The organism is Sedimenticola selenatireducens, from assembly GCF_963675335.2.
Taxonomy (GTDB): Bacteria; Pseudomonadota; Gammaproteobacteria; order Chromatiales; family Chromatiaceae; genus Sedimenticola; species Sedimenticola selenatireducens.
Genome location: NZ_CAXXYC010000003.1, coordinates 1,527,154 through 1,550,268, shown reverse-complemented (window position 1 = coordinate 1,550,268; position 23,115 = coordinate 1,527,154). Strand labels below are relative to the sequence as shown.

The 23,115-nt window shown below is 58.0% G+C and carries 21 protein-coding genes; 17 read left to right on the top strand and 4 right to left on the bottom strand.

All coding sequences use genetic code 11. The annotated features are described in order from the left end of the window. The first annotated feature begins 24 nt into the window (after positions 1–24). The 15 genes from leuC to purF all read left to right on the top strand — a co-directional run bounded on the left by leuC (position 25) and on the right by purF (position 17,998). Positions 25–1,428, top strand: a complete 1,404-nt coding sequence (leuC, locus tag ACHZBF_RS10855; RefSeq protein ID WP_029132620.1) for a 3-isopropylmalate dehydratase large subunit — start codon at positions 25–27, stop codon at positions 1,426–1,428. After that, positions 1,428–2,066 carry a 3-isopropylmalate dehydratase small subunit gene (gene leuD, locus ACHZBF_RS10850; RefSeq protein ID WP_029132621.1) on the top strand — a complete coding sequence of 213 codons (639 nt, stop codon included), beginning with the start codon at positions 1,428–1,430 and terminating at the stop codon, positions 2,064–2,066. The genes leuC and leuD overlap by 1 nt, the downstream gene beginning before the upstream one ends. Before the next feature lie 208 nt (positions 2,067–2,274). Continuing rightward, complete coding sequence (gene leuB / locus ACHZBF_RS10845) at positions 2,275–3,357, top strand: 3-isopropylmalate dehydrogenase (protein WP_029132623.1); 1,083 nt, start codon at positions 2,275–2,277, stop codon at positions 3,355–3,357. Between the two features lie 185 nt (positions 3,358–3,542). Then, the gene (gene asd, locus ACHZBF_RS10840) at positions 3,543–4,658 is read left to right on the top strand and encodes an aspartate-semialdehyde dehydrogenase (protein ID WP_321528412.1); all 1,116 of its coding nucleotides are present in this window, start codon (positions 3,543–3,545) and stop codon (positions 4,656–4,658) included. An 87-nt stretch (positions 4,659–4,745) separates the two neighbouring features. Then, on the top strand, positions 4,746–5,771 hold the full coding sequence (locus ACHZBF_RS10835) for an aspartate-semialdehyde dehydrogenase (protein WP_029132625.1): 1,026 nt from the start codon (positions 4,746–4,748) through the stop codon (positions 5,769–5,771). Positions 5,772–5,872: 101 nt separating this feature from the next. Next, a complete protein-coding gene (locus ACHZBF_RS10830; protein WP_321528411.1) occupies positions 5,873–8,824 on the top strand; it encodes a FimV/HubP family polar landmark protein in 2,952 nt (983 codons plus the stop codon). Positions 8,825–9,133: 309 nt separating this feature from the next. Beyond that, complete coding sequence (gene truA, locus ACHZBF_RS10825; protein WP_029132627.1) at positions 9,134–9,910, top strand: tRNA pseudouridine(38-40) synthase TruA; 777 nt, start codon at positions 9,134–9,136, stop codon at positions 9,908–9,910. Between the two features lie 148 nt (positions 9,911–10,058). Beyond that, positions 10,059–10,691 carry a phosphoribosylanthranilate isomerase gene (locus tag ACHZBF_RS10820; protein ID WP_321528410.1) on the top strand — a complete coding sequence of 211 codons (633 nt, stop codon included), beginning with the start codon at positions 10,059–10,061 and terminating at the stop codon, positions 10,689–10,691. Positions 10,692–10,701: 10 nt separating this feature from the next. Continuing rightward, positions 10,702–11,886, top strand: coding sequence for a tryptophan synthase subunit beta (gene trpB, locus ACHZBF_RS10815; protein WP_084609858.1), 1,185 nt, complete (start codon positions 10,702–10,704; stop codon positions 11,884–11,886). After that, positions 11,883–12,689 (top strand): tryptophan synthase subunit alpha, encoded by an 807-nt coding sequence (gene trpA, locus ACHZBF_RS10810; RefSeq protein ID WP_321528409.1) that lies wholly within the window; start codon positions 11,883–11,885, stop codon positions 12,687–12,689. Before trpB ends, trpA begins: the two co-directional genes overlap by 4 nt. A gap of 71 nt (positions 12,690–12,760) precedes the next feature. After that, a complete protein-coding gene (gene accD / locus ACHZBF_RS10805; protein ID WP_321528408.1) occupies positions 12,761–13,666 on the top strand; it encodes an acetyl-CoA carboxylase, carboxyltransferase subunit beta in 906 nt (301 codons plus the stop codon). Positions 13,667–13,829: 163 nt separating this feature from the next. Then, entirely contained in the window at positions 13,830–15,092 is a 1,263-nt protein-coding gene (gene folC / locus ACHZBF_RS10800; protein WP_273437297.1) for a bifunctional tetrahydrofolate synthase/dihydrofolate synthase, read from the top strand. 123 nt (positions 15,093–15,215) lie between these two features. Beyond that, entirely contained in the window at positions 15,216–15,812 is a 597-nt protein-coding gene (locus ACHZBF_RS10795) for an SPOR domain-containing protein (protein WP_321528407.1), read from the top strand. A 139-nt stretch (positions 15,813–15,951) separates the two neighbouring features. Then, on the top strand, positions 15,952–16,440 hold the full coding sequence (locus ACHZBF_RS10790; protein ID WP_029132633.1) for a CvpA family protein: 489 nt from the start codon (positions 15,952–15,954) through the stop codon (positions 16,438–16,440). A gap of 43 nt (positions 16,441–16,483) precedes the next feature. Then, positions 16,484–17,998 (top strand): amidophosphoribosyltransferase, encoded by a 1,515-nt coding sequence (gene purF, locus ACHZBF_RS10785; RefSeq protein WP_029132634.1) that lies wholly within the window; start codon positions 16,484–16,486, stop codon positions 17,996–17,998. Between the two features lie 391 nt (positions 17,999–18,389). On the opposite strand, the gene ACHZBF_RS10780 is transcribed toward purF, so the two are convergent. The 4 genes from ACHZBF_RS10780 to ACHZBF_RS10765 all read right to left on the bottom strand — a co-directional run bounded on the left by ACHZBF_RS10780 (position 18,390) and on the right by ACHZBF_RS10765 (position 20,384). Further along, positions 18,390–18,803, bottom strand: coding sequence for a PaaI family thioesterase (locus ACHZBF_RS10780; protein ID WP_169720370.1), 414 nt, complete (start codon positions 18,801–18,803; stop codon positions 18,390–18,392). 22 nt (positions 18,804–18,825) lie between these two features. Further along, entirely contained in the window at positions 18,826–19,287 is a 462-nt protein-coding gene (locus tag ACHZBF_RS10775; RefSeq protein ID WP_273437304.1) for a PaaI family thioesterase, read from the bottom strand. Positions 19,288–19,300: 13 nt separating this feature from the next. Beyond that, positions 19,301–19,912 carry a fumarylacetoacetate hydrolase family protein gene (locus tag ACHZBF_RS10770; RefSeq protein ID WP_029132636.1) on the bottom strand — a complete coding sequence of 204 codons (612 nt, stop codon included), beginning with the start codon at positions 19,910–19,912 and terminating at the stop codon, positions 19,301–19,303. A 73-nt stretch (positions 19,913–19,985) separates the two neighbouring features. Beyond that, entirely contained in the window at positions 19,986–20,384 is a 399-nt protein-coding gene (locus ACHZBF_RS10765; RefSeq protein ID WP_273437488.1) for an Mth938-like domain-containing protein, read from the bottom strand. Between the two features lie 137 nt (positions 20,385–20,521). Between ACHZBF_RS10765 and alaC the strand changes: the two genes are divergently transcribed. After that, positions 20,522–21,715 carry an alanine transaminase gene (gene alaC / locus ACHZBF_RS10760; RefSeq protein ID WP_029132638.1) on the top strand — a complete coding sequence of 398 codons (1,194 nt, stop codon included), beginning with the start codon at positions 20,522–20,524 and terminating at the stop codon, positions 21,713–21,715. Positions 21,716–21,769: 54 nt separating this feature from the next. After that, a complete protein-coding gene (locus ACHZBF_RS10755) occupies positions 21,770–23,083 on the top strand; it encodes a homoserine dehydrogenase (protein WP_029132639.1) in 1,314 nt (437 codons plus the stop codon). Positions 23,084–23,115 lie beyond the last annotated feature (32 nt).

Below are 23,115 nucleotides of genomic sequence, written 5' to 3'. Positions count from 1 at the left end.
GCTCCATTCAAAGGTGGCGGAACGATGAGCGCAAAAACACTCTACGACAAGATTTGGCAGGAGCATGTGGTACGAACCGACGCGGACGGCACCACGCTCTTATATATAGACCGGCAACTGGTGCACGAGGTGACCTCACCCCAGGCCTTCGAGGGTCTGCGGATCGCCGGGCGCAAGCCCTGGCGCACCAGTGCCACCATTGCAACCCCCGATCACAACGTGCCGACCCTGGGCCGGGCCGATGGCATCGATGACCCGATCGCTCGCCTGCAGGTGGAGACCCTGGATCGCAACTGCGAAGAGTTCGGTATTACCGAATTCGGCATGTCCGATGTGCGTCAGGGCGTGGTGCATGTGATGGGTGCCGAACAGGCGCTGATCCTGCCCGGTATGACCGTCGTGTGTGGTGATTCCCATACCGCCACTCACGGCGCCTTCGGCGCGCTGGCGTTCGGTATTGGTACCTCGGAGGTGGAGCATGTGTTGGCCACCCAGACCCTGATCCAGAAAAAATCCAAGTCCATGCTGGTGAGTGTGGACGGTGAGGTCGGCCCCGGGGTCACCGCCAAGGATATCGTGCTGAAAATTATCGGTGTGCTGGGTACCGCAGGCGGCACCGGCTATGTGATCGAATTCGGTGGTGAGGCCATTCGCAATCTCACCATGGAAGGACGTCTGACGGTCTGCAACATGGCAATCGAGGCAGGCGCCCGGGCCGGACTGGTGGCAGTGGATGACACCACCATTAACTATCTCAAGGGCCGCCCCTATGCCCCGAAAGGTGAGCAGTGGGATCAGGCCGAGGCGGTCTGGCGTGGCCTGCAATCGGACGAAGGGGCCGAGTTTGATGCCGTTGTGCGTATCGATGCCGCAGATATCCAGCCTCAGATAACCTGGGGAACTTCGCCTGAGATGGTGTTGCCGGTCAACGGTATCGTGCCCGATCCGGATCAGGAGAAGGATCCCACCAGGGCGGACGGCATGCGCCGTGCCCTGCAGTACATGGGGCTTGAGGCGGGTACGCCGCTAGTGGAGATTCGTCCGGATCATGTGTTTATCGGATCCTGCACCAATGGCCGCATCGAGGACCTGCGGGCCGCCGCCGCCGTCGCCAAGGGTCGCAAGGTGGCGCCCAATATCGTGCAGGCGCTGGTGGTGCCGGGCACCGGTCTGGTGAAGCAGCAGGCGGAAGCGGAAGGCCTGGACAAGATATTTATCGAGGCCGGATTTGAGTGGCGCGAGCCCGGCTGCTCCATGTGCCTGGCGATGAATGCCGACCGGCTGAAACCGGGCGAGCGCTGTGCCTCCACCTCGAACCGTAACTTCGAAGGCCGCCAGGGGCAGGGTGGGCGCACCCATCTGGTGAGTCCGGCGATGGCGGCGGCTGCCGCCGTGATGGGTCATTTTGTTGATGTGAGGGGGCTCTGATGGAAGCTTTTAAAACCTTTGCTGGTGTGGTGGCCCCGCTGGATCGCTCCAATGTGGATACCGACGCCATTATTCCCAAGCAGTTTCTGAAATCGATCAAGCGCACCGGCTTTGGTCCCTACCTGTTTGATGAGTGGCGCTACCTGGATCACGGCGAGCCGGATATGGACTGCAGCAACCGGCCGTTGAACGATTCGTTCGTGCTCAATGATGCGCGCTATGCCGGTTCGCAGATACTGCTGGCACGGGACAACTTCGGCTGTGGTTCCTCGCGCGAACACGCCCCCTGGGCACTGGCGGATTACGGCTTCAAGGTGATCCTCGCCCCCAGCTTCGCCGATATCTTTTTCAACAACTGCTTCAAGAACGGTATCCTGCCGATCCGCCTGAGTGGAGCGCAGATCGATGGCCTGTTCGCCAAGGCAGCTGGTGATCAGGCGCTGCAGATCAGCGTGGATTTGCAGGCCCAGACTCTCACCTTGGCAGATGGCGAGGTGATCGGCTTCGAGGTGGACGAATTCCGCAAGCAGTGTCTGCTGGAGGGATTGGATGATATCGGACTCACCCTGCGGCACAGTGACGAGATCGCCGCGTTCGAGCAGCAGCGCCGGGCCAAGGCGCCCTGGGTCTTTACTTGATAAACCGCTAAGCGCGCCAAGTGCGCTAAGGCAAACACAGGGAGGTGTTTGAAAGAAATTGAAGAGGTTGCAAGTGACGTTTGAACTTCAATGTGAAGCACATGAAAGACGGCATTAAGCGCATGGTGAATAGGCTTTAAGCTTTGCGCACGTGGCGTACTTTGCGGTTATTTTAATAAATCATTGAGAATGAATTGAAGGTTAGAGAATGAGCAAAAATATTCTGGTACTGCCGGGTGACGGCATTGGGCAGGAGATCGTCACCGAGGCAGTCAAGGTGCTGGCCTGCCTGCGCGACGACTACGGTCTGGATATCGAGATGGATGAGGCGCTGATCGGCGGTACCGCCTACGACGCGGCTGGACACCCGCTGCCCGAGGCGACTCTGAATCTGGCCAGGGAAGCAGACGCCGTGCTGCTCGGCGCCGTGGGTGGCCCCAAGTGGGAGCCGCTGGATATCTCGGTACGGCCGGAGAAGGGCCTGCTGGGTATCCGCAAGGAGCTGGGACTGTTCGCCAATCTGCGACCGGCCATTCTTTATCCGCAACTGGCGGATGCCTCCACCTTGCGTCCTGAAGTGGTCTCCGGGCTGGATATTATGATCGTGCGTGAGCTGACCGGCGGCATCTACTTTGGTCAACCCAGGGGTGTGCGTGTTCTAGAAAATGGTGAAAAAGAAGGCTTTAACACACTGATTTATAAAGAATCAGAGGTTGATCGCATTGTCCGCGTGGCCATGGATATTGCCATGAAACGCAACAAGCGGGTCTGTTCGGTGGACAAGGCCAACGTGCTGGAGTGCACCGAGATGTGGCGCGAAGTGGCGGTCAAGGTCGGTGCCGACTATCCCGAGGTGGAGTTGTCACACATGTACGTGGACAATGCCGCCATGCAGCTGGTGCGCGCACCGAAACAGTTCGATGTGATGGTGACGACCAACATGTTTGGCGATATTCTATCCGATTGCGCCTCCATGCTGACCGGCTCTATCGGCATGCTCCCCTCTGCCTCGCTGGACGAGAACGGCAAGGGCATGTACGAGCCGATTCACGGTTCCGCACCGGATATCGCCGGTCAGGGTGTGGCCAATCCTCTGGCAACCATTCTCTCAGTCGCGATGATGCTGCGCTACTCGCTGGATGAGGATGCCATGGCGGATCGGGTTGAGCAGGCAGTGAACAAGACGCTGGACCAGGGGCTGCGTACTCCCGACATCTACTCCGAGGGCACCCGGAAGGTGGGTACCGAGGCGATGGGCGACGCGGTTGTCGCGGCACTTCGGGCAGGATAAGTCAGATCAAATTATTCTCGCCGGGGCGCAAAGTGCGTAGGTTGGGATGAGCGGAGCGAATCCCAACGGATAGCGGTTTTTTTCAATGCCATATGTTGGGGTTCGCAAGCTCACCCCAACCTACAGCATAAGGCCGTTAGAAAAACGGCTTATTTACGATTTTTTTATCTATATAGGTGATAGCAATGAAACGGGTAGGTTTTGTCGGCTGGCGTGGCATGGTGGGCTCGGTCCTGATGGAGCGGATGCTTGCGGAGAAGGACTTCGATCTGATTGACGAGCCCGTCTTCTTCACTACCTCGCAGGTGGGCCAGGACGGTCCCGATATCGGCAAGCCGATACCCGCACTCAAGGATGCCGCCAGCATTGATGAACTGAAGGCGATGGATGCCATCGTCTCCTGCCAGGGTGGCGACTACACCAAGCAGGTCTACAAGGATCTGCGTGGTGCCGGCTGGGATGGTTACTGGATTGATGCGGCGTCCGCGCTGCGCATGGAAGAGAGCAGCGTAATCATCCTTGATCCGGTCAACATGGATGTGATCAGAAATGCCCTGGCCTCTGGCGTCAAGGATTTCATTGGCGGTAACTGTACCGTCAGCCTGATGCTGATGGCCCTGGGTGGCCTGTTCAACCGGGATCAGGTGGAGTGGGCCACGGCCATGACCTACCAGGCGGCATCCGGTGCCGGCGCCAAGAACATGCGCGAACTGCTGAGCCAGATGGGGGCGGCACACGCCTCGGTGCAGGGGCTGCTGGCCGATCCGGCCTCGGCCATCCTGGATATCGACCGCGAGGTGGCCACCGCCATGCGTAGCGAGGCGTTTCCCACCGATAACTTCGGGGTACCGCTGGCCGGTAGCCTGATCCCCTGGATCGATACCCAGTTGCCCAGCGGCCAGAGCCGCGAGGAGTGGAAGGGCGGGGCGGAGACCAACAAGATCCTGGGTCGCGAGGCTAATCCGGTGCCGATTGACGGGCTCTGTGTGCGCATCGGCGCCATGCGTTGCCACAGTCAGGCCCTGACCATCAAGCTAAAGCGGAATCTGCCGATAGATGAGATCGAGGGCATGCTGGCGGAGGCCAACGACTGGGTCAAGGTGATCCCGAATGACCGGGAGCGTACCATCCGTGAACTGACCCCGACGGTGGCGACCGGCACGCTGAGTGTACCGGTGGGTCGTCTGCGTAAACTGGCCATGGGTGAGGACTACCTCTCGGCATTTACCGTCGGAGATCAGTTACTCTGGGGTGCGGCTGAACCGCTACGGCGCATGTTGCGAATCCTGCTCCAGGACTGATCTAACCAATAACGACAGACCGGGAGTTGGCCCAGCGGCATCGAAAGGCTGTTGGGCCAGCTCCTTTTTCTATTATGGTGAGGGTAAATGACGGACAAGAAAGTGGATATCGCGATAGTGGGTGTCACTGGCGTCGTTGGCGAGGCGATGCTTTCGATACTCGAAGAGCGAAAATTCCCGGCTGGAAAGATCCACGTGCTGGCGAGTCAGCGCTCTGCGGGCAAGCGGGTCCCGTTCGGGGAGAAACACCTGGTGGTAAAGGATCTGGCCGAGTTCGATTTTTCCCAGGTACAGGTCGCACTGTTCTCGGCCGGCGCGGCCGTTTCTGCCGAATATGTTCCGAAAGCGGTGGATGCCGGCTGTATCTGTATCGATAATACCTCACAGTTTCGCTATGATGACGAGATTCCGCTGGTGGTACCGGAAGTCAATCCGGAGCGGATTGCCGATTATCGGCAACGTGGTATCATCGCCAACCCCAACTGCTCTACCATCCAGTTGCTGGTAGCCTTGAACCCGCTCCATAGGGCGGTGGGTATAGAGCGTATCAATGTCTGCACCTACCAGTCAGTTTCCGGTGCAGGGCACAAGGCGATCGAAGAGCTGGCCGGGCAGACTGCCCGTCTGCTCAATGGCCAGTCCATCAAGCCGCATGTTTTTCCCAAACAGATAGCCTTCAACGTACTGCCGCAGATTGATCGCTTTATGGAGAACGGCTATACCCGGGAAGAGATGAAGATGGTATGGGAGACCCGGAAGATACTCGGTGATGAGTCAATCCAGGTCAATCCGACAGCGGTGCGGGTACCGGTGTTTTTTGGTCACTCCGAGGCGGTGCATATTGAAACCCGGGAGAAGATCAGCGCGAAACAGGCGAGGGATTTGTTGTTGAATTCTCCAGGCATTGAACTGGTGGATGAGTGTGATGATGGCGGATATCCCACGCCGGTGACCGAATCTGCCGGGCAGGATGGCACCTTTGTCGGGCGTATCAGGGAGGATATTTCCCATCCTCGAGGGCTCAATTTGTGGATTGTGTCCGATAATGTGAGAAAGGGTGCGGCACTTAACACTATTCAGATTGCTGAGATTTTGGAAAAAGACTATTTGTAAGCTATAGTTAGGCAACAATTATTAAGTCCATTCTATGTTGTGGGTATTTGCCGGATTTTCCTGTCTGGAAATTAAGGAAAGTGGGTATCGAAGGGGGAGACATGGTTCGTAAATTATCCTTGGCTGTGGCCTTGGTATTGGGGATATCGCCGTTCAGCACTTTTGCGGTAGGGTTGGGGAATATCCACCTTAATTCTGCATTGAACCAGTATTTTGACGCGGAGATCGATCTGCTCTCGGTTGATCAGGATGAGATCGCGGATATCAAGGTGACGCTGGCCAGTCCCGACGCCTTTCGTCGCTCCGGAATCGAGCGTCCCTTCATTCTCAGCAAGCTCCGTTTTAACGCGGAAGAGACAGCCGATGGTAAAACGGTTATCCGGGTTTCCAGTCGTGACCCAATCCGCGAACCTTTTCTCAATTTCCTCATAGAGGTGAACTGGCCGAAAGGCAAGCTGTTGCGTGAATACACCGTGCTGCTGGACCCGCCGGTCACCCTGGATCGACGGCCGGCACCGGTACAGCAGGCGCCGATGCAACGGGCACCGAGCCGCCAGATGGCTGCTCCGGCTACCCGGACGCCGGCATCCCCCGGCGGTTCAGCAGTAGCCCCTTCGGATGTGGCCTGGGCGGGTAGTCCGTCGGTCAGTGAATATGGGCCGACCCAGCGTAATGATACGCTGTGGGGTATTGCCAAGCAGGTGCGGACCAGCGGCGCCAGCATGGAGCAGATGATGATTGCCCTGCAGCGGGCCAATCCGCAGGCATTCATTAACCAGAATATCAATAATCTCAAGGTGGGGCAGATTCTCCGCGTCCCGAAGGCCGATGAGGTACAGGAGCTGAGTCGTCGGGAAGCGTCGATAGCCTACCGCGAGCAACTGCAGGATTGGCAGGCGGACAGTAAGCCGACCGAAATGCCTGCAGACACGGCTGACGCCGACCAACCGATGGCCACGGAAAGTCCGGTGGAGGTCACGCCCGAGCCCGTAGTGGAGCTGAAGATTGCTTCTGCGCGGCCCTCTGGTGAAGGTGAGGCGGGTCCCAGTGAAGGTGCCAGTCAGGGCGCCGCACTCGAACAGCTGAAACAGGATCTGATCGCATCGGAAGAAGCGAAAGAGGCAGCGCTGCAGGAAGCAGAGAATGTGCGGTCCCGCGTGGACGACCTGGAGTCCCAGCTTGAAGACCTGCAGCGCCTGCTGAGCCTGAAGAGCGAACAGTTGTCCCGGTTGCAGGCTGGCGTCGCGGGAACTCCCGAGGCTGCGGAAGAAACTCCGGTGATGGCCGAAGGCGCAGAGGGCGCGGCAGAGGGAGAGGGCTCGCCGGTGATGGCTGAGCCGGAGCAGGAGATCGCGCTGCCCGCCGAGGGTGAGACAGCAGAGGCAGATGTACCGGCGGTGATGGAAGAGGCGGCTGTCGATGCGGGTGCACCAGAGGAGCCCCCCGTTGCAGCCGAGCCTGTTGTAACCGAAGAGGAGTCCTCGCCTGTAATGGAGGAGGCACCCAAGACCGAAATGGCTGCACAGCCAGCGGAAACCGCAGTTGAACCAGCACCGGAAGAGGATGCAAAACCGACGCCCCAGCCGGCACCTGCCAAGGATGAGGGGTTGCTGGACATGATTACCGGTGACACCACCATGCTTGGTGTGGCGGTGGCCGGTATCGTGGTGTTGCTGGCGCTGCTCTGGGTGGCTGTCAGTCGGCGTCGTTCCAGCAGCGCGGACTTCCAGGAGAGTATCCTTATCAGCACCATCGATGAGGGTGATTCCGAGCAGGTAATGGATGAGATCAGCCAGGAACCGGCGTCGCATCCAACCGAGGAAACCTCGTTCCTGAGTGATTTTTCGCCCAGCGATATCGACGCCCTGCAGGATGAAACCGGTGAAGTCGACCCGTTGGCGGAGGCGGATGTCTACATCGCCTACGGACGTTACCAGCAGGCGGAAGAGCTGATTCGCCAGGCGATAGAGAAGTTCCCGGAGCGGCCGGAACTGAAGCATAAGCTGCTTGAGATTCTCTATGCCACCAAAGACAAAGATGCCTTTGTCGCGCTGGCCGAAAGCGCGGCGGCCGAAGGTCTGGATCGAAAAGACCCGATAGCCTGGGGCAAGATCGTGACCATGGGAGCCCAACTGGCCGCCGGCCACGCACTGTTTGCTGGTGGCGAACAGGCCGGTCAGTCCGAGCTGGATGATGACGAGCTCACTTCCCTGGAAAATGAACTCGGGCTGGATAACGGGCTTGACCTGGATGAGGTGTCGACCACGGTTGACCTGATAGACCAGGATGCCACTGAAGAGTTGGAGTCTGTCAGTGCGCTGGATCTGGATAAGACCTCGGAGTTTTCAGAACTGGACGATCTGGATGATTTCAGCCTGGACAGTGAACTGCTCAAGGCCAATCTGGACGAAATCAGCACGGATCTGGGATTTGAGCCGGAAGGCTCGGAACAGCAGTCTGCACCGGAGGCGGATGAGGAAATGCTCTCTCTTGAGGAGGGCGATAGTCTGACGCTCGATGCCGATACCGATATCAGTATGGTAACTGAGAGCGGGCTGGTGAATGATGATGATACGGATGCCGATCTGACCCTGAGCGAGCTGGATACCGAGGGATTACTGGAAGAGGATAGCGCCTTCTCGATCGAAGATCCCCTGGAAAGTGCTGAAATGGATGATCTGAAACTGGATGCCGAATCCGAGGCCGAACAGTTGGGGGATGCAGTGCTGGATTTCAGTGATTCACTCGCGCTCGAGGAGGGTGATTCACAGATTTTCGACTCACTGGAGCTGGATCAGGACGACGCGGATGCCCCGCTTGAGCTGGACGAGTCGTTCTCCCTGGATGACCTGGACCAGGAGGACGACAGTGATGGGCAGATCGAGGAAGGCGGTGATCTCACTGATGAAATCAACACCAAGCTGGATCTGGCCCGTGCCTATGTCGATATGGAGGACGCCGACGGTGCCAAAAGTATTCTCGACGAGGTAGTGAAAGAGGGTAATGACGGGCAGCAGGCGGAGGCGCGGAAGCTGCTGGATCAGTTATCCTGATTGCCATTCTCGGCAGGAAACGGAAGGCGCACTTCGGTGCGCCTTCCGCGTTTTGATTTCGGTATTCAGCATGCGTATGTCTGCGAAGTAGTTTGGCCCCATAGCGCGGGCTGCGCCGCCGCCACGGTCAATGGCGCCCGTGGGGCGCCTTTTGAGATATCAAGCGTGGCCGCGCGGCGTGCCGTGGTATTCACCCGTTACACGCGCCAACGCGACAAACAGATTCGGTCGATCTTGATCATTTCGAGTAACATACCGTTCCGAATGAATCCTCCAAATACAACCAGGCATCCAGGGAGCAGAAACTGAATGCGTTTGGCCATGGGTATTGAGTACGACGGCTCCTCATTTCATGGGTGGCAATTGCAAAAATCCGGCGTGCGTACGGTTCAGCAGATGCTGGAAGCGGCGCTGGGCAAGGTGGCGGCCCATCCGGTACGCACTCATTGTGCGGGTAGAACCGATACCGGCGTGCATGGTGAAGGGCAGGTGGTCCACTTTGATACCCCCTCGATACGCGCCATGCGGGGCTGGTTGCTGGGGACCAATGTCAACCTGCCGGAGGACGTGAATGTCAACTGGGTCCGTGAAGTGCCGGAATCGTTCCATGCGCGCTTTTCTGCCACCAGTCGCAGCTATCGCTATGTCATCCTGAACCGGTCTACCCGGTCGGCTATCTGGCGCAATCGCGCGGTCTGGATTCACCAGTCCCTGGATGCGGAACGCATGCAGGCGGCGGCCGATCATCTGATCGGCACCCATGATTTCTCCTCCTATCGGGCGGTCGGCTGTCAGGCCAAGAGTCCGGTCAGGACGGTCAGCCGGCTGGTCGTGAGTCGGCAGGAAGATCGGGTGGTGATCGAGGTGACGGCTAATGCCTTTCTGCATCACATGGTGCGCAATATCGCCGGTGTGTTGATCAGTATCGGCAAGGGTGAACAGCCGGTGAGGTGGAGCCGGGATGTGCTGGAATTCAGGGATCGCACCCTCGGTGGTGTCACTGCTCCGCCGGAGGGGCTTTATCTGGTTCATGTGGGATATCCCGCCGAGTATGGTCTGGTTGTGGATCAGACTGCGGAGACGTGATGGAGATGCTTTTCGGTTACCTGCAATATGAGTCAACGACCCGTTTTCAGCGTTCCTTGCGGTTACATTCTATTTGAATCGATTTGTGGCCCGGATGGCGGGTAAAATCTTTCTCAATCAGGCACTATCCTGTATCGTTATTCGTTCTATGAGAACCCGGGTTAAAATTTGCGGTATTACACGTCCAGAAGATGCCATCGCGGCTGTCAGGGCGGGGGCGGACGCCATTGGTCTGGTGTTCTATCCACCCAGCCCGCGTGCAATAACGGCGTCCCGGGCGGCGCAGATCATCCAGGATATACCACCCTTTGTCAGCACGGTCGGGCTGTTTGTGAACGCCACGGCCGATGAAGTGGCGGCGGTACTGAAAACCGTTCCGCTGGACCTGCTGCAGTTTCATGGTGATGAGCCACCTGATGCATGTGAAGGGCATGGGCGTCCTTATATCAAGGCCGTGCGGATGCGACCGGATGTGGATCTGCCCGAGCTGGACAGGCGCTATCAGTCGGCGCTGGGTCTGCTGCTGGACAGCTATCAACCGGGTAGCCCCGGTGGTACTGGTGCTACCTTCGACTGGGGGCGTATTCCAGACACCATGCGTGGCCGGATCATTCTGGCGGGCGGACTGACCCCGCAGAATGTTGCGGCCGCCATTCAGCAGGTCTGTCCCTATGCCGTTGACGTGAGTGGCGGCGTCGAACAAGAGAAAGGTATCAAGGATGAAGAGAAAATCAGGGCATTCATGCGAGGAGTAGAGCGTGCCAACCGAAAAAACGATTGATTTTACCCGTATGCCGGACAGCCGTGGTCACTTTGGCCCCTATGGCGGACTGTTTGTCTCAGAAACACTCATGGAGCCGCTGGAAGAGCTGCGTGACGCCTATGAAAAGTATATGCAGGACGCCGCTTTCCTGGCTGAACTGGATGCCGATCTGGCGAACTACGTGGGACGGCCTTCGCCGGTCTACCACGCACAACGGCTCAGCCGCGAGAACGGCGGTGCCCAGATCTACCTGAAGCGGGAAGACCTGAATCATACCGGTGCGCACAAGGTGAACAATACCATTGGTCAGGCGCTGCTGGCCAAGCGGATGGGCAAGTCCCGTATCATTGCCGAGACCGGTGCCGGTCAGCATGGAGTGGCGACTGCCACGGTCGCGGCCAGGTTGGGACTGGAGTGCGTGGTCTACATGGGTGAGGTGGATATCGCCCGCCAGGAGGCCAATGTCTATCGCATGAAATTGCTGGGTGCCCGCGTTGAATCGGTGTCATCCGGTTCCAGGACCCTCAAGGATGCTCTGAATGAGGCGATGCGCGACTGGGTGACCAATATTGACAATACCTTCTATATCATTGGTACGGTCGCTGGCCCCCATCCTTACCCGGCCATGGTCCGGGACTTCCAGGCGGTGATCGGCCGTGAAGCCAAGGAGCAGATGCAGCAGCAGACCGGCGGGTTGCCGGATGCACTGGTCGCCTGTGTCGGTGGCGGGTCCAACGCTATCGGACTGTTCTACCCTTTTCTGAATGACTCTTCGGTGGCGATCTACGGCGTTGAAGCCGCCGGTGACGGACTCGATTCGGGTCGTCACGCGGCACCTCTCTGTGCCGGTACACCCGGGGTGCTGCATGGCAACCGAACCTATCTGATGGAAGATCCGAACGGCCAGATTATCGAAACCCACTCCATTTCTGCCGGGCTGGACTACCCCGGGGTCGGTCCCGAGCACGCCTGGCTCAAGGATGTCGGTCGCGCCAAGTACGTGGCCGCCACCGACAAGGAGGCGTTGGCGGCATTCCATACCCTGACCCGGGTGGAGGGCATTATCCCGGCGCTGGAGTCGAGCCATGCCATCGCCTATGCGCTGAAACTGGCCCGTGATATGGACGAAAAACAGACCGTGCTGGTCAATCTCTCTGGTCGTGGTGATAAGGATATGCATACCGTGGCAGCACTGGATGGACTGAAAATATGAGCAGAATCAGTGATCGTTACAAGCAACTGGAAGAGCGGGGACGGGTCGCGCTGATTCCCTTTGTTACCGCCGGTGACCCGGGTCCCGCTGTCACGGTACCGCTGATGCATGCGATGGTCGAGGCGGGTGCCGATATTATCGAACTGGGAGTACCGTTCTCCGATCCGATGGCGGACGGACCGGTGATCCAGCGCGCCAGCGAGCGCGCCCTGGAGCACGGCATAAGCCTGCGGGATGTGCTGGCCATGGTGCATAAATTCCGCGAGCGGGATACGAGCACCCCGGTGGTGTTGATGGGCTATCTCAATCCCATTGAAGTGATGGGTTATGAGGTGTTTGCCCTGGCCGCGCATGAGGCCGGCGTGGATGGTGTTCTGACGGTGGATCTGCCACCGGAAGAGGCGGATGATCTGTTGTCATCACTGCGGCCGCGGGATATCGATCCGATTTTCCTGATGGCCCCGACCACCACGGAAGATCGCATGCAGCGCATCTGTGATACAGCCAGCGGTTTTGTTTATTATGTGTCGGTAAAAGGTATCACCGGTGCCGGGCATCTGGCGATTGGCGACGTGGCCGCCAAGACTGCCGAGATCCGCAAGCATACCCGACTGCCGGTCGGTGTCGGTTTTGGTATCAAGGATGCCAAGACAGCGCAGGCGGTGGCTCAGGTGGCGGATGCGGTCATTGTCGGCAGTGTGCTGGTAAAGCGGATCGAGGAGTTGCGAGAAACGCCGGAAGAGATTGCCCCGGCTGTTGCCATGATCCTCTCCTCCATGCGGCATGCAATTGATCTGATTTAGGTACGATGCCGGGTGGGTATTGACATGGGCATCGGTTGGACGGGTTTAAAGAGTATAAACGGGATTTAACCATGAGTTGGTTTGAAAAATTGATGCCGAGCCGTATCCGTACGGAAGGCGGCAGCAAACGGGCCGTTCCAGAGGGGCTTTGGGCCAAGTGCCCCGGCTGTGGGGCCGTCCTCTATCGCGCCGAGATGGAGCGAAATCTTGATGTCTGTCCCAAATGCAGCCATCACAACCGGATCGGCGCGCGCAAGCGTCTGGCGGCATTTCTTGATATGGATTCCGGGCAGGAGATTGCCGCGGAACTGTCGCCAACCGATCCGCTGAAGTTCAAGGACAGCAAGAAGTACAAGGACCGGATTACCCAGGCGCAGAAGGCCTCGGGAGAGAAAGATGCGCTGATTGTCATGCAGGGTACCCTGAAGGGCCTGAATGTAGTCTCGGCGGCCTTCGAATTCAGCTTCATGGGTGGTTCCATGGGCTCGGTGGTGGGGGAAAAGTTTGTCCAGGGAGTGAATGTGGCGCTGGAGCGGCGCATTCCTTTCATCTGTTTCTCGGCCAGCGGTGGCGCCCGCATGCAGGAGTCACTCTACTCCCTGATGCAGATGGCCAAGACCAGTGCCGCACTGCATAAGATGCGCGAACAGGGAATTCCCTACATCTCGGTATTGACCGATCCGACCACCGGCGGTGTCTCTGCCAGTTTTGCCATGCTCGGGGATCTGAATGTGGCCGAGCCGAACGCCCTGATCGGGTTTGCCGGTCCCCGGGTGATCGAGCAGACCGTGCGCGAGACCCTACCGGAGGGGTTCCAGCGCAGCGAGTTTCTGCTGGAGCACGGCACCCTGGACATGATTATTGACCGGCGTGAAATGCGCGACAAGCTGGCGGATCTGTTGAGTATCCTGACCCATCAGCCGAAACCCGTTGCCAAGACTGAAACCGTCGAGGTGGTTTCCAGAACGGAAGAGTAGAAAAGGACCGTAGGTTGGGGTGAGGAACGAACCCCAACATTCTGGCGCACACGCATGCAACACAGTTGGGGTTCGCAGGCTCACCCCAACCTGCGGGCTGCTGGACAGTTTGGGTTTGACTCCGACTCCGCCGATCAAATGTACACTTACGATAATAATCTCCATGCGATTTGAACATCTCGAAGACTGGCTGGACTGGCAGAGTACCCTGCACCCTAAACAGATTGAACTGGGGCTGGAGCGGGTAAGCGCGGTCTGGCGCAGGCTGCACGCCGACCCACTGGCATGCCAGGTGATCACGGTAGCGGGAACCAACGGCAAGGGTTCCTGCGTCGCCTTTCTGGAGGCCATGTTGCGTTCGGCCAGCTATCGGGTGGGTTGCTACACCTCGCCCCACCTGGTGCGGTATAACGAACGAATTCTGATCGATGGTGAGCCGGTACCCGATCGTCAGCTCTGTGAGGCGTTTGAGCGTGTTGATCAGGCGCGTGGAGACAGCCTGTTGACCTATTTCGAGTTTGGCACCCTGGCGGCGCTGGATCTGTTTGCCTCAGCGGGGTTGGACGTGGTGGTGCTTGAAGTGGGGCTGGGCGGACGGCTGGATGCGGTCAATATCATTGATCCCGATGTCGCCCTGATCACCACTGTGGACATTGATCACACGGACTGGCTGGGCCAGACCCGGGAACAGATCGGACGGGAGAAGGCCGGTATCATGCGGCCGGGTCGACCGGTAGTTTTCGCCGGCAACGACATACCGGATTCGATCCGGGAGAGGGCGGAAAAGGTGGGCGCCCATCTGCTGCTGGCGGGTCAGGATTACCAGTGGCGCCGTCAGGACCAGGGCTGGGACTGGCTGCATGCGACCCATCCGCGTCATTCACTGCCGCTGCCCAACATGCGTGGAGAATTTCAGTTGCAGAACGCCGCAGCGGCACTGATGGCGTTGGAACTGTTGCGTAATGAACTGCCGCTGGACCAGCGGGCAGTGCGCTTCGGATTGCAGGAGGCACAGCTTTCCGGTCGTTTTCAGGTGGTCGGGCGTGATCCCCAGGTGATTCTGGATGTGGCCCATAATGCCCAGGCGGCCCAGGCGCTATCGGATAATCTGGGGGATATGTTTTGTCATGGCCGCACCATCGCCGTCTTCTCCATGCTGGCAGACAAGGAGATTGAACAGGTGGTGAAGATCATGTCTTCGCGTATCGATGAGTGGTATCTGTTCCCGATCGATGCGGTACGGGCGGCCAGTCTGTCGCAATTGGAGCAGGCGTTGCAGGCGCAGGCGATAGAGGCAGGGCAGCGGCGCTGCTTTGACGATGTCACTGCCGCCTTTTCAGCGGCCACTAGCGCTGCCGGTGAGGGTGACCGGATCGTGGTATTCGGCTCATTCTATGCGGTGGGAGATGTGGTGAAACTGGTATGATACGCAGCAACCATCGGGTGCAGTTGGACAATTCTCCGCAGGGGACTGGAACGGTGGTTGTATCCATCCCTATAATGGAGCCGACCTCGGAATCGGCGAAGGGTATGCGACGTGGATGAAAAATTGAAAAAACGCCTAGTGGGAGCGACGGTGCTGGTGTCTCTGGTAGTGATATTCGTTCCCATGCTGCTGGAAGATGAGCCGATGGTTGAAACCGGCATTCAAAAAACCAATATCCCACCCAAACCCGAACGTGATTTTTCCTCCCGCGTGATCCCTGCTGAAGATGAAAAACTCTCCATTCCGCCGATTTCGCACCGCCCGGAGATCGTGCCGCTGAAAGCGCCACCGCCACCACCACCTCCGGCACCCGTGGTGGTTGAAAAACCGGAGCCACCCGCACCATCCTCTACACCATCTGATGCAGCCGAACAGACGGAGACGAAGCCCCCGGCAGTGGCGCCGCGTGAGGGACTGACCGCCTGGGTGATTCAGGTCGGCAGCTTCTCCAACCGGGAAAACGCGGAGAAACTGGTGCAGCAGATTCGTGAGATGAAATATGCCGCCTTCATGGAGCAGGCGGATGTGGATGGCAAGACGCTCTACCGGGTCAAGGTCGGTCCCGAGGTTGACCGTAAGCTGGCTGACAAAATGCTTGATAGTCTGAATAAAGATCTTAAACCATTGAATTTAAAGGGCGCTGTTAAATCCTACCCTTGATTTGAAGAGAATTACATTGGTTTGAATGGCATTAATTGCTTCTGCTACTCATGAGCCTCTGATAAAATCGCGCGTTTTCCAAGACAAAAATTCCTCTATGAATTTAAGGTCTAGACCCAGCAGCCAGGTGATGTTCTGAATGATCTGGATTGATTTCGTCATTCTCGGCATTATCGGCCTATCGGCAATCATCAGCCTGATCCGTGGCTTCGTGCGTGAAGCGCTGTCTCTGGCAGTCTGGGTGCTCGCCTTCTGGGTCGCCTGGACCTTTTTCCGTAATCTCGCCCTGCAACTGGACTGGTTCACCGTCCCCTCGGTCCGGCTTGGCGCCGCGTTTCTTATTCTCTTCATAGCGACCCTGATGTTGGGTGCGCTGGTTAACTTTCTGGTAGGTCAACTGGTCGACAAGACCGGACTGAGCGGAACGGACCGGCTGATCGGTATTCTGTTTGGAGCAGCACGGGGAGCTATACTGGTAGCAATACTGGTACTTTTGGCAGGGTTAACACCCTTTCCAAACGATCCCTGGTGGAAGGAGTCACAATTGATCGGATATTTCCAGGAGCTTGCCGTCTGGCTGAAACAGTTGCTGCCTGCGGATATCGGCGAAAAGTTTAAATTTATTTAAATCTTGATTAACGATTGAGAAGACTCTCAAGGGTAGACAGATCATGTGCGGTATTGTCGGAATCTTTGGTTACAGCCCGGTAAATCAGGCGATCTACGAGGCGCTGCTGGTTTTACAGCATCGCGGACAGGATGCAGCGGGAATCGTTACCATGGATGGCAGGAAACTCCATCTGCGCAAGGACAACGGCCTGGCGCGGGATGTGTTCAGGACCGAACACATGATCAACCTCAAGGGAAACATCGGTATCGGCCATGTACGCTATCCCACTGCCGGCAGTTCTTCATCTGCAGAGGCACAACCTTTTTACGTCAACTCACCCTACGGTATCACCCTGGCGCACAACGGCAATCTGACCAATGCCGACGAACTGAAGGGTGACCTCTACCGGGAGGATCTGCGCCACATCAACACCTCGTCTGATTCCGAAGTGCTACTGAACGTGTTCGCCCATGAACTGCACAGTCTGGGTAAACTGCGAATCGATGAAAAAGACGTTTTCAAGGCGGTTGCGGCGGTGCACCGGCGTTCCCGGGGTGGTTATGCCGCTGTCGCCATGATCATCGGTTACGGCATGGTCGCCTTCCGTGATCCCCACGGCATACGTCCTATCGTTTTTGGCAAGCGGGAGACCGATCAGGGCACCGAATATATGATCGCCTCCGAGAGTGTGGCGCTGGATTCGCAGGATTTCGAACGAGTGCGGGATCTGGCTCCAGGCGAGGCGATTTTCATCGACATGAGTGGCAAGCTGCATAGCTGTGTCTGCGCGGCTCCCACCGAGCATACCCCCTGCATCTTCGAGTTTGTCTACTTCGCCCGTCCCGATTCCATTATCGACAACATCTTCGTCCACAAGGCACGCTCGCGCATGGGTACCAAGCTGGCCGGCAAGATCAAGCGGGTCTGGCCCGATCACGATATCGACGTGGTAATTCCGATCCCCGATACCAGCCGAACTGCGGCCCTGGCGCTGGCCAATGCGCTGGGTGTGGAGTATGCCGAGGGCTTTATCAAGAATCGCTATATCGGCCGGACCTTCATCATGCCGGGACAGCAGGTGCGCAAGAAGTCGGTCCGGCAGAAGCTCAACGCCATCGATTCGGAGTTCAAGGACAAGCGGGTGCTGCTGGTGGACGACTCCATTGTGCGTGGCACCACCTCCCAGCAGATCGTGCAGATGGCTAGAGAGGCGGGTGCGGCGAAAGTTTACTTCGCTTCTGCCGCGCCGCCGGTAAAACACCCCAATGTGTATGGCATCGATATGCCTTCGGCCAATGAACTGGTCGCCTTCAACCGGAGCGTGGAAGAAGTGCAGGAGATTATCGGCGCCGACCGTCTGATCTTCCAGGATATCGAGGATCTCATCTCCGCTGTCAAGAAGGAGGACAAGTCAGTGGTCAAGCGATTCGACACGGCGGTATTTGACGGTCAGTATGTCACCGGTGACGTGAGTCCGCAGTATCTGGAGCAGCTGGAACTGATCCGTAACGACACCGCCAAGCAGGGTGAGAGTTCTGCAACCGACGTGGTGATCGGCCTGCATAATAACCAGTAACGACGGAGACCAGCGAGTAGCTATCCTCATTCCCACGCTCTGCGTGGGAATGCATATTGCCGTGCCCTGAATGCTTGGTGCCTGTGCGCCGTTAGCCCATATATGGTCTCCTCCCTCGTTGCAAGGCACCGTGGCTGCATGACAGGGACAGGATTGCGTCCATATATCCGGCCTGTTAATGAAGTGCGTAGGTTGGGGTGACCAAATCGACCTCACGCAACCGACAACCAGGCCCATCGCCAAAAGCGACCACGGATTGGTGACTACCGGAGCGAACCCCAACATGGGCGCTGGACAGAAACGCCGTTTGTTGGGGTTCGCAAGCTCACCCCAACCTACAGACCTTATTGGTTATGTGTCGATCAGGGCAGGCACAGGGGCCTGGACCGGGTCAACCCATCATGAAATGAGCATGGGCGGCGGCTACCGGCCGCTGTGGATCGCTCTGCCACGCCTCCACCCGCACATTCGAGACGCTGCGTCCCTGCTTGATCAGATAACCCCGGGCGAAGGTGTCCTGGTTACCGATGCAGGGACGCAAATAATCCACCGAGATGTTGATGATCTTGGGGAAACGGGCGATATCGCACTCGTGGATGATGTGCATCACCCCGGCGTGTTCCAGCATCGCCCCGACCACGCCACCATGCACTGCCGGAATGGTGGTATTGCCAATATTGCTGGGCTTTGCGCGCAGAATAGTGAGCAGGCCCTGTTCGTCCGAATCCAGCTCAAAGCCGACAAAGGCGCTGTAGGGGATCAAGTCACTGATGGCGGGGAACTCGCCGGCCGCTTTCAGTTTCATGATTTTCTCAAATAATGAGGTTTCACTGTTGTGCATCGGGTGCGAATCCTACCGAGCCAACCATGAAGCTGGCAACAAAATGAGCAATCGGATCGTTTGGTGAGTCGTGATAGGCGTGACCTTTCACGAACGCCACATGCCGGGTCTGCCGGTAACACTCGGCGTAACCGAGGATGGATTTTCCCGGCTCCGCCGGTTTCAGATAATCGATGCGCAGATCCAGGGTGGCGATTGATGCGCCGACCGGGACCACGCTAAAGGCGGCGGCACCACCGGCGCTGTCCATCAGGGTGGTGATGACTCCGCCGTGGAGGACTCCGGTCTCCAGGTTGCCCACCAGATGAGGTGCGTATTCGACCTGGAACAGGCAGGAGCCCCGGTTCAATTCGATGGCCGTGAGTCCCAGCGCCTCGACATGGGGGAGCTTTTCCAGGATCGACCGGATGCCGTTGAGCGGATAGAGTGTGTTTTCGTCAATTGACATGTCCGATGGTTTCCTACTGAGCGGTCCATTCCCGTGTGACCAGCGGTCTATCGCCGGTCAGGATAGTGCCCCTGAATCGATCCCCCCGGTTGAAGGCGCCCACTCCCTTGGGGGTGCCGGTCATGATGATATCGCCGTCCTCCAGGGTGAAGCTGCGGGAGATCTCCCGCAACAGAAGGTCCGGTTTGAATATCATCAGGTCATAACCGCCCTGTTGGACCAGTTTGTCGTTTATTGTCAGCTCCAGCCGCAGCGATTCGACCGGGTTCGCGAGTTTCACAAAATCACTGAACACGGCGGCGCGGTCGAACGCTTTGGCGCGTTCCCAGGGCAGGCCTTTGGCTTTCAGTTCGCCCTGGATCTCCCGGTTGGTCAGGTCCAGCCCAAAGCCAACCCCGGCAATGGCGCCGTCCATGATCAGCAGCGCGATCTCACCCTCATAATGGAGGGGCTGTTCCGTACCGGCATACAACTCACTGCTGATAGCGGAGTTGGGCTTGATGAAAATGACCGGGGAGGTGGGTACCTCGTTGTTCAACTCCTTTGCATGATCGACATAATTTCTGCCGATACAGATCACCTTGGACGGGGTGATCTGTCGCTCTTCAAAGAGGATCGGGTTCATCAGTGCTCCAGGTTGGAAATCGAATGGCCGGCTAGCATGGCCGATTTGCTTCGGATCGGACGTGGCAGTGACATCAATTGAACAACAGGGCGCCGATCACTTTACGACCTTCCGAGGTGAGAATGTTATAGGTGCGACAGGCGGCGGGCGTGGTCATGATTTCAATGCCAATGCCGGCGTCGATCAGCGCGCGGTACAGGCGCGGGTCCGGGAATTGTTGCCGCTGGCCGGTGCCCAGTACCACCAGGTCGGGGCACAGCTCGACAAAGGCGGCAAAGTCCTCCTCGCTCAGCGACTGAAAGGAGTCCGGTCGCCAGTCGGGGATGATACGGTCGGCCATGATCACCAGGCTTTTGGAAAAGGTGACACCGTTCACGACCACGCTGTTGTCCGTGTAGGCGTGAATGGTATTGCCGTTTGATTGGTCTGCAACGGAGAATTTCATGCCGGCAAAGATAGCAGCCCCCGGCACTCCCTGCAAAAAGAATAAATTCTCCTTTACTGCCGGTTTATTACGTTGACATGGCTGTAACCGCTCGGTTACGTTAAACCCTTTTTTCCAGCCACTGAATCAGTGCAGTCAAGAGGTCCCCTGTGTCAACGCCCGAGATGGAAGATTTCAGCAGAATCAAGCGCCTGCCGCCGTATGTTTTCAATATCGTTAATGATTTGAAAGCCGCGGCGCGAGCGCGGGGCGAGGACATTATTGACTTCGGCATGGGGAATCCGGATCAGCCGACGCCACAGCATATCGTGGACAAACTGGTGGAAGCGGCACAACGCAAGGATACCCACCGTTACTCCATGTCCCGCGGTATTCCGCGGCTGCGTCGTGCTATCACCAAATGGTACAAGACGCGCTACGATGTGGATCTTGATCCAGAGACCCAGGCCATTGTCACCATCGGCTCCAAGGAAGGCCTGGCGCACCTCTCGCTGGCCTGTCTGGGCCCGGGCGATTCGGTGTTGGTGCCTAATCCCGCTTATCCGATACATCCCTACGGTTTTGTCATCGCCGGTGCGGATATCCGCCACGTGCCCCTGGTACCGGATGTGGATTTCTTCGACAAGCTGCAAGAGGCGATCGTCGATTCCTGGCCCAAGCCGAAGATGCTGGTGCTCAATTTTCCAGGTAACCCGACGGGTCAGTGTGTCGAGCTGGATTTTTTCGAAAAGGTGATCGATATCGCCCGCCAGAACAATATCTGGGTGGTACACGATCTGGCCTATGCGGATATCGCCTTCGATGGCTACGTGGCCCCCTCGATTCTGCAGGTGAAGGGGGCGGAGGATATCGCCGTCGAATTCTTCTCGCTGTCAAAAAGTTACAATATGCCGGGCTGGCGGGTTGGCTTCATGTGCGGTAACAAGGCGCTGGTGGCGGCCCTGGCGCGGATGAAGTCCTATCTGGATTACGGCATGTTCACGCCGATCCAGGTGGCGGCGATCCATGCCCTGGAAGGCCCGCAAGAGTGTGTGCGGGAGATCCGCGACATGTACCAGCGACGTCGGGATGTCCTGTGCGACGGTCTGAAAGCCGCCGGCTGGCCGGTGGAGCGGCCCAAAGCGACCATGTTCGTCTGGGCCAAAATTCCGGAACAATATCTGGCGATGGGGTCGTTGGAGTTCTCCAAAAAGCTGCTGAAGGATGCCAAGGTGGCGGTGGCCCCCGGCATCGGATTCGGCCAGCATGGTGACGACTATGTGCGTTTTGGACTGATCGAAAATGAGCACCGAACCCGGCAGGCGATTCGCGGCATACGCGAGATGATCCGCAAGGACGCCAAGCTGGCGGTAGAATAAACATTTCCCGCGCAACGGCTGCGCGGAATGGGACAGGAAATTGGGAGAAAGAGTTTGGAAGCGGTCAAAGTAGGTTTATTGGGATTGGGTACGGTCGGTGGCGGCACAGTCAATGTGCTGACCCGCAACGCGGACGAGATTGCCCGTCGGGCAGGCCGGGGAATTCGCATCACCCAGGCGGCGGCGCGTGAATACAACGCCGAGGCGATCAGCGGACTGGATCAGATCGAAGTGACTGATGACGCCTTCGCCGTGGTCAATAACCCCGAGATCGAGATTGTCATTGAACTGATCGGTGGCTACTCGCCAGCCCGTGAGCTGGTGTTGCAGGCGATCGAAAACGGCAAGCACGTCGTTACCGCCAACAAGGCACTGATCGCCATGCATGGGAATGAGATATTCGCCGCCGCCCAGGCAAAGGGCGTCACCGTGGCGTTTGAGGCGGGCGTGGCCGGCGGAATACCCATTATCAAGGCGATTCGTGAAGGACTGGCGGCCAACCAGATCGAATGGGTGGCGGGCATTATCAACGGCACCGGCAACTTCATTCTCAGTGAGATGCGTGACAAGGGGCGCGACTTCGAGGATGTGCTGGCCGAGGCCCAGGCGCTGGGTTATGCCGAGGCCGATCCCACATTTGATGTGGAGGGGATCGATGCCGCCCATAAGCTGACCATTCTCAGCTCCATCGCCTTTGGTATTCCGCTGCAGTTTGAGAAGACCTATACCGAGGGGATTACCCGGATTGAACGGCAGGATGTGGCCTTTGCCGAGGAGTTGGGGTATCGGATCAAGCACCTGGGTATTGCCCATAAGACGGCAAAGGGTATCGAGATGCGGGTGCATCCGACCCTGATTCCGGAGCGACGTCTGATTGCCAATGTGGATGGGGTGATGAACGCCGTGCTGGTCAAGGGCGATGCCGTCGGTCCGACACTCTATTACGGCGCCGGCGCCGGCGCAGAGCCTACCGCCTCGGCGGTGGTGGCCGATGTGGTGGATGTGGTGCGTGCCCTGACCACCGACCCGGAGAACCGGGTGCCCCATCTGGCGTTTCAGCCCAATGAACTGTCCGATCTGCCGATCCTCGGTATGGAGGATGTGGAGACCGCCTACTATCTGCGTATGCAGGTGGCGGATGAACTGGGCGTTATGGCGGAGATTACCCGCATCCTGGCCGACTCTGGTATCAGCATTGAGGCCATTCAGCAGAAAGAGCCGGCGGAGGGGGACACCCAGGTGTCGCTCATCATGTTGACCCATGAAGTGCTGGAACGGCAGATGAACCAGGCGATCGACCGGATGGAGGCGTTGGCGTCGGTAACGGGCCCTGTCATGCGTATTCGCATGGAGCAGCTGGAAGGCTGAGCTTACCCGGGCGGCGGACCTCATGATGCAAT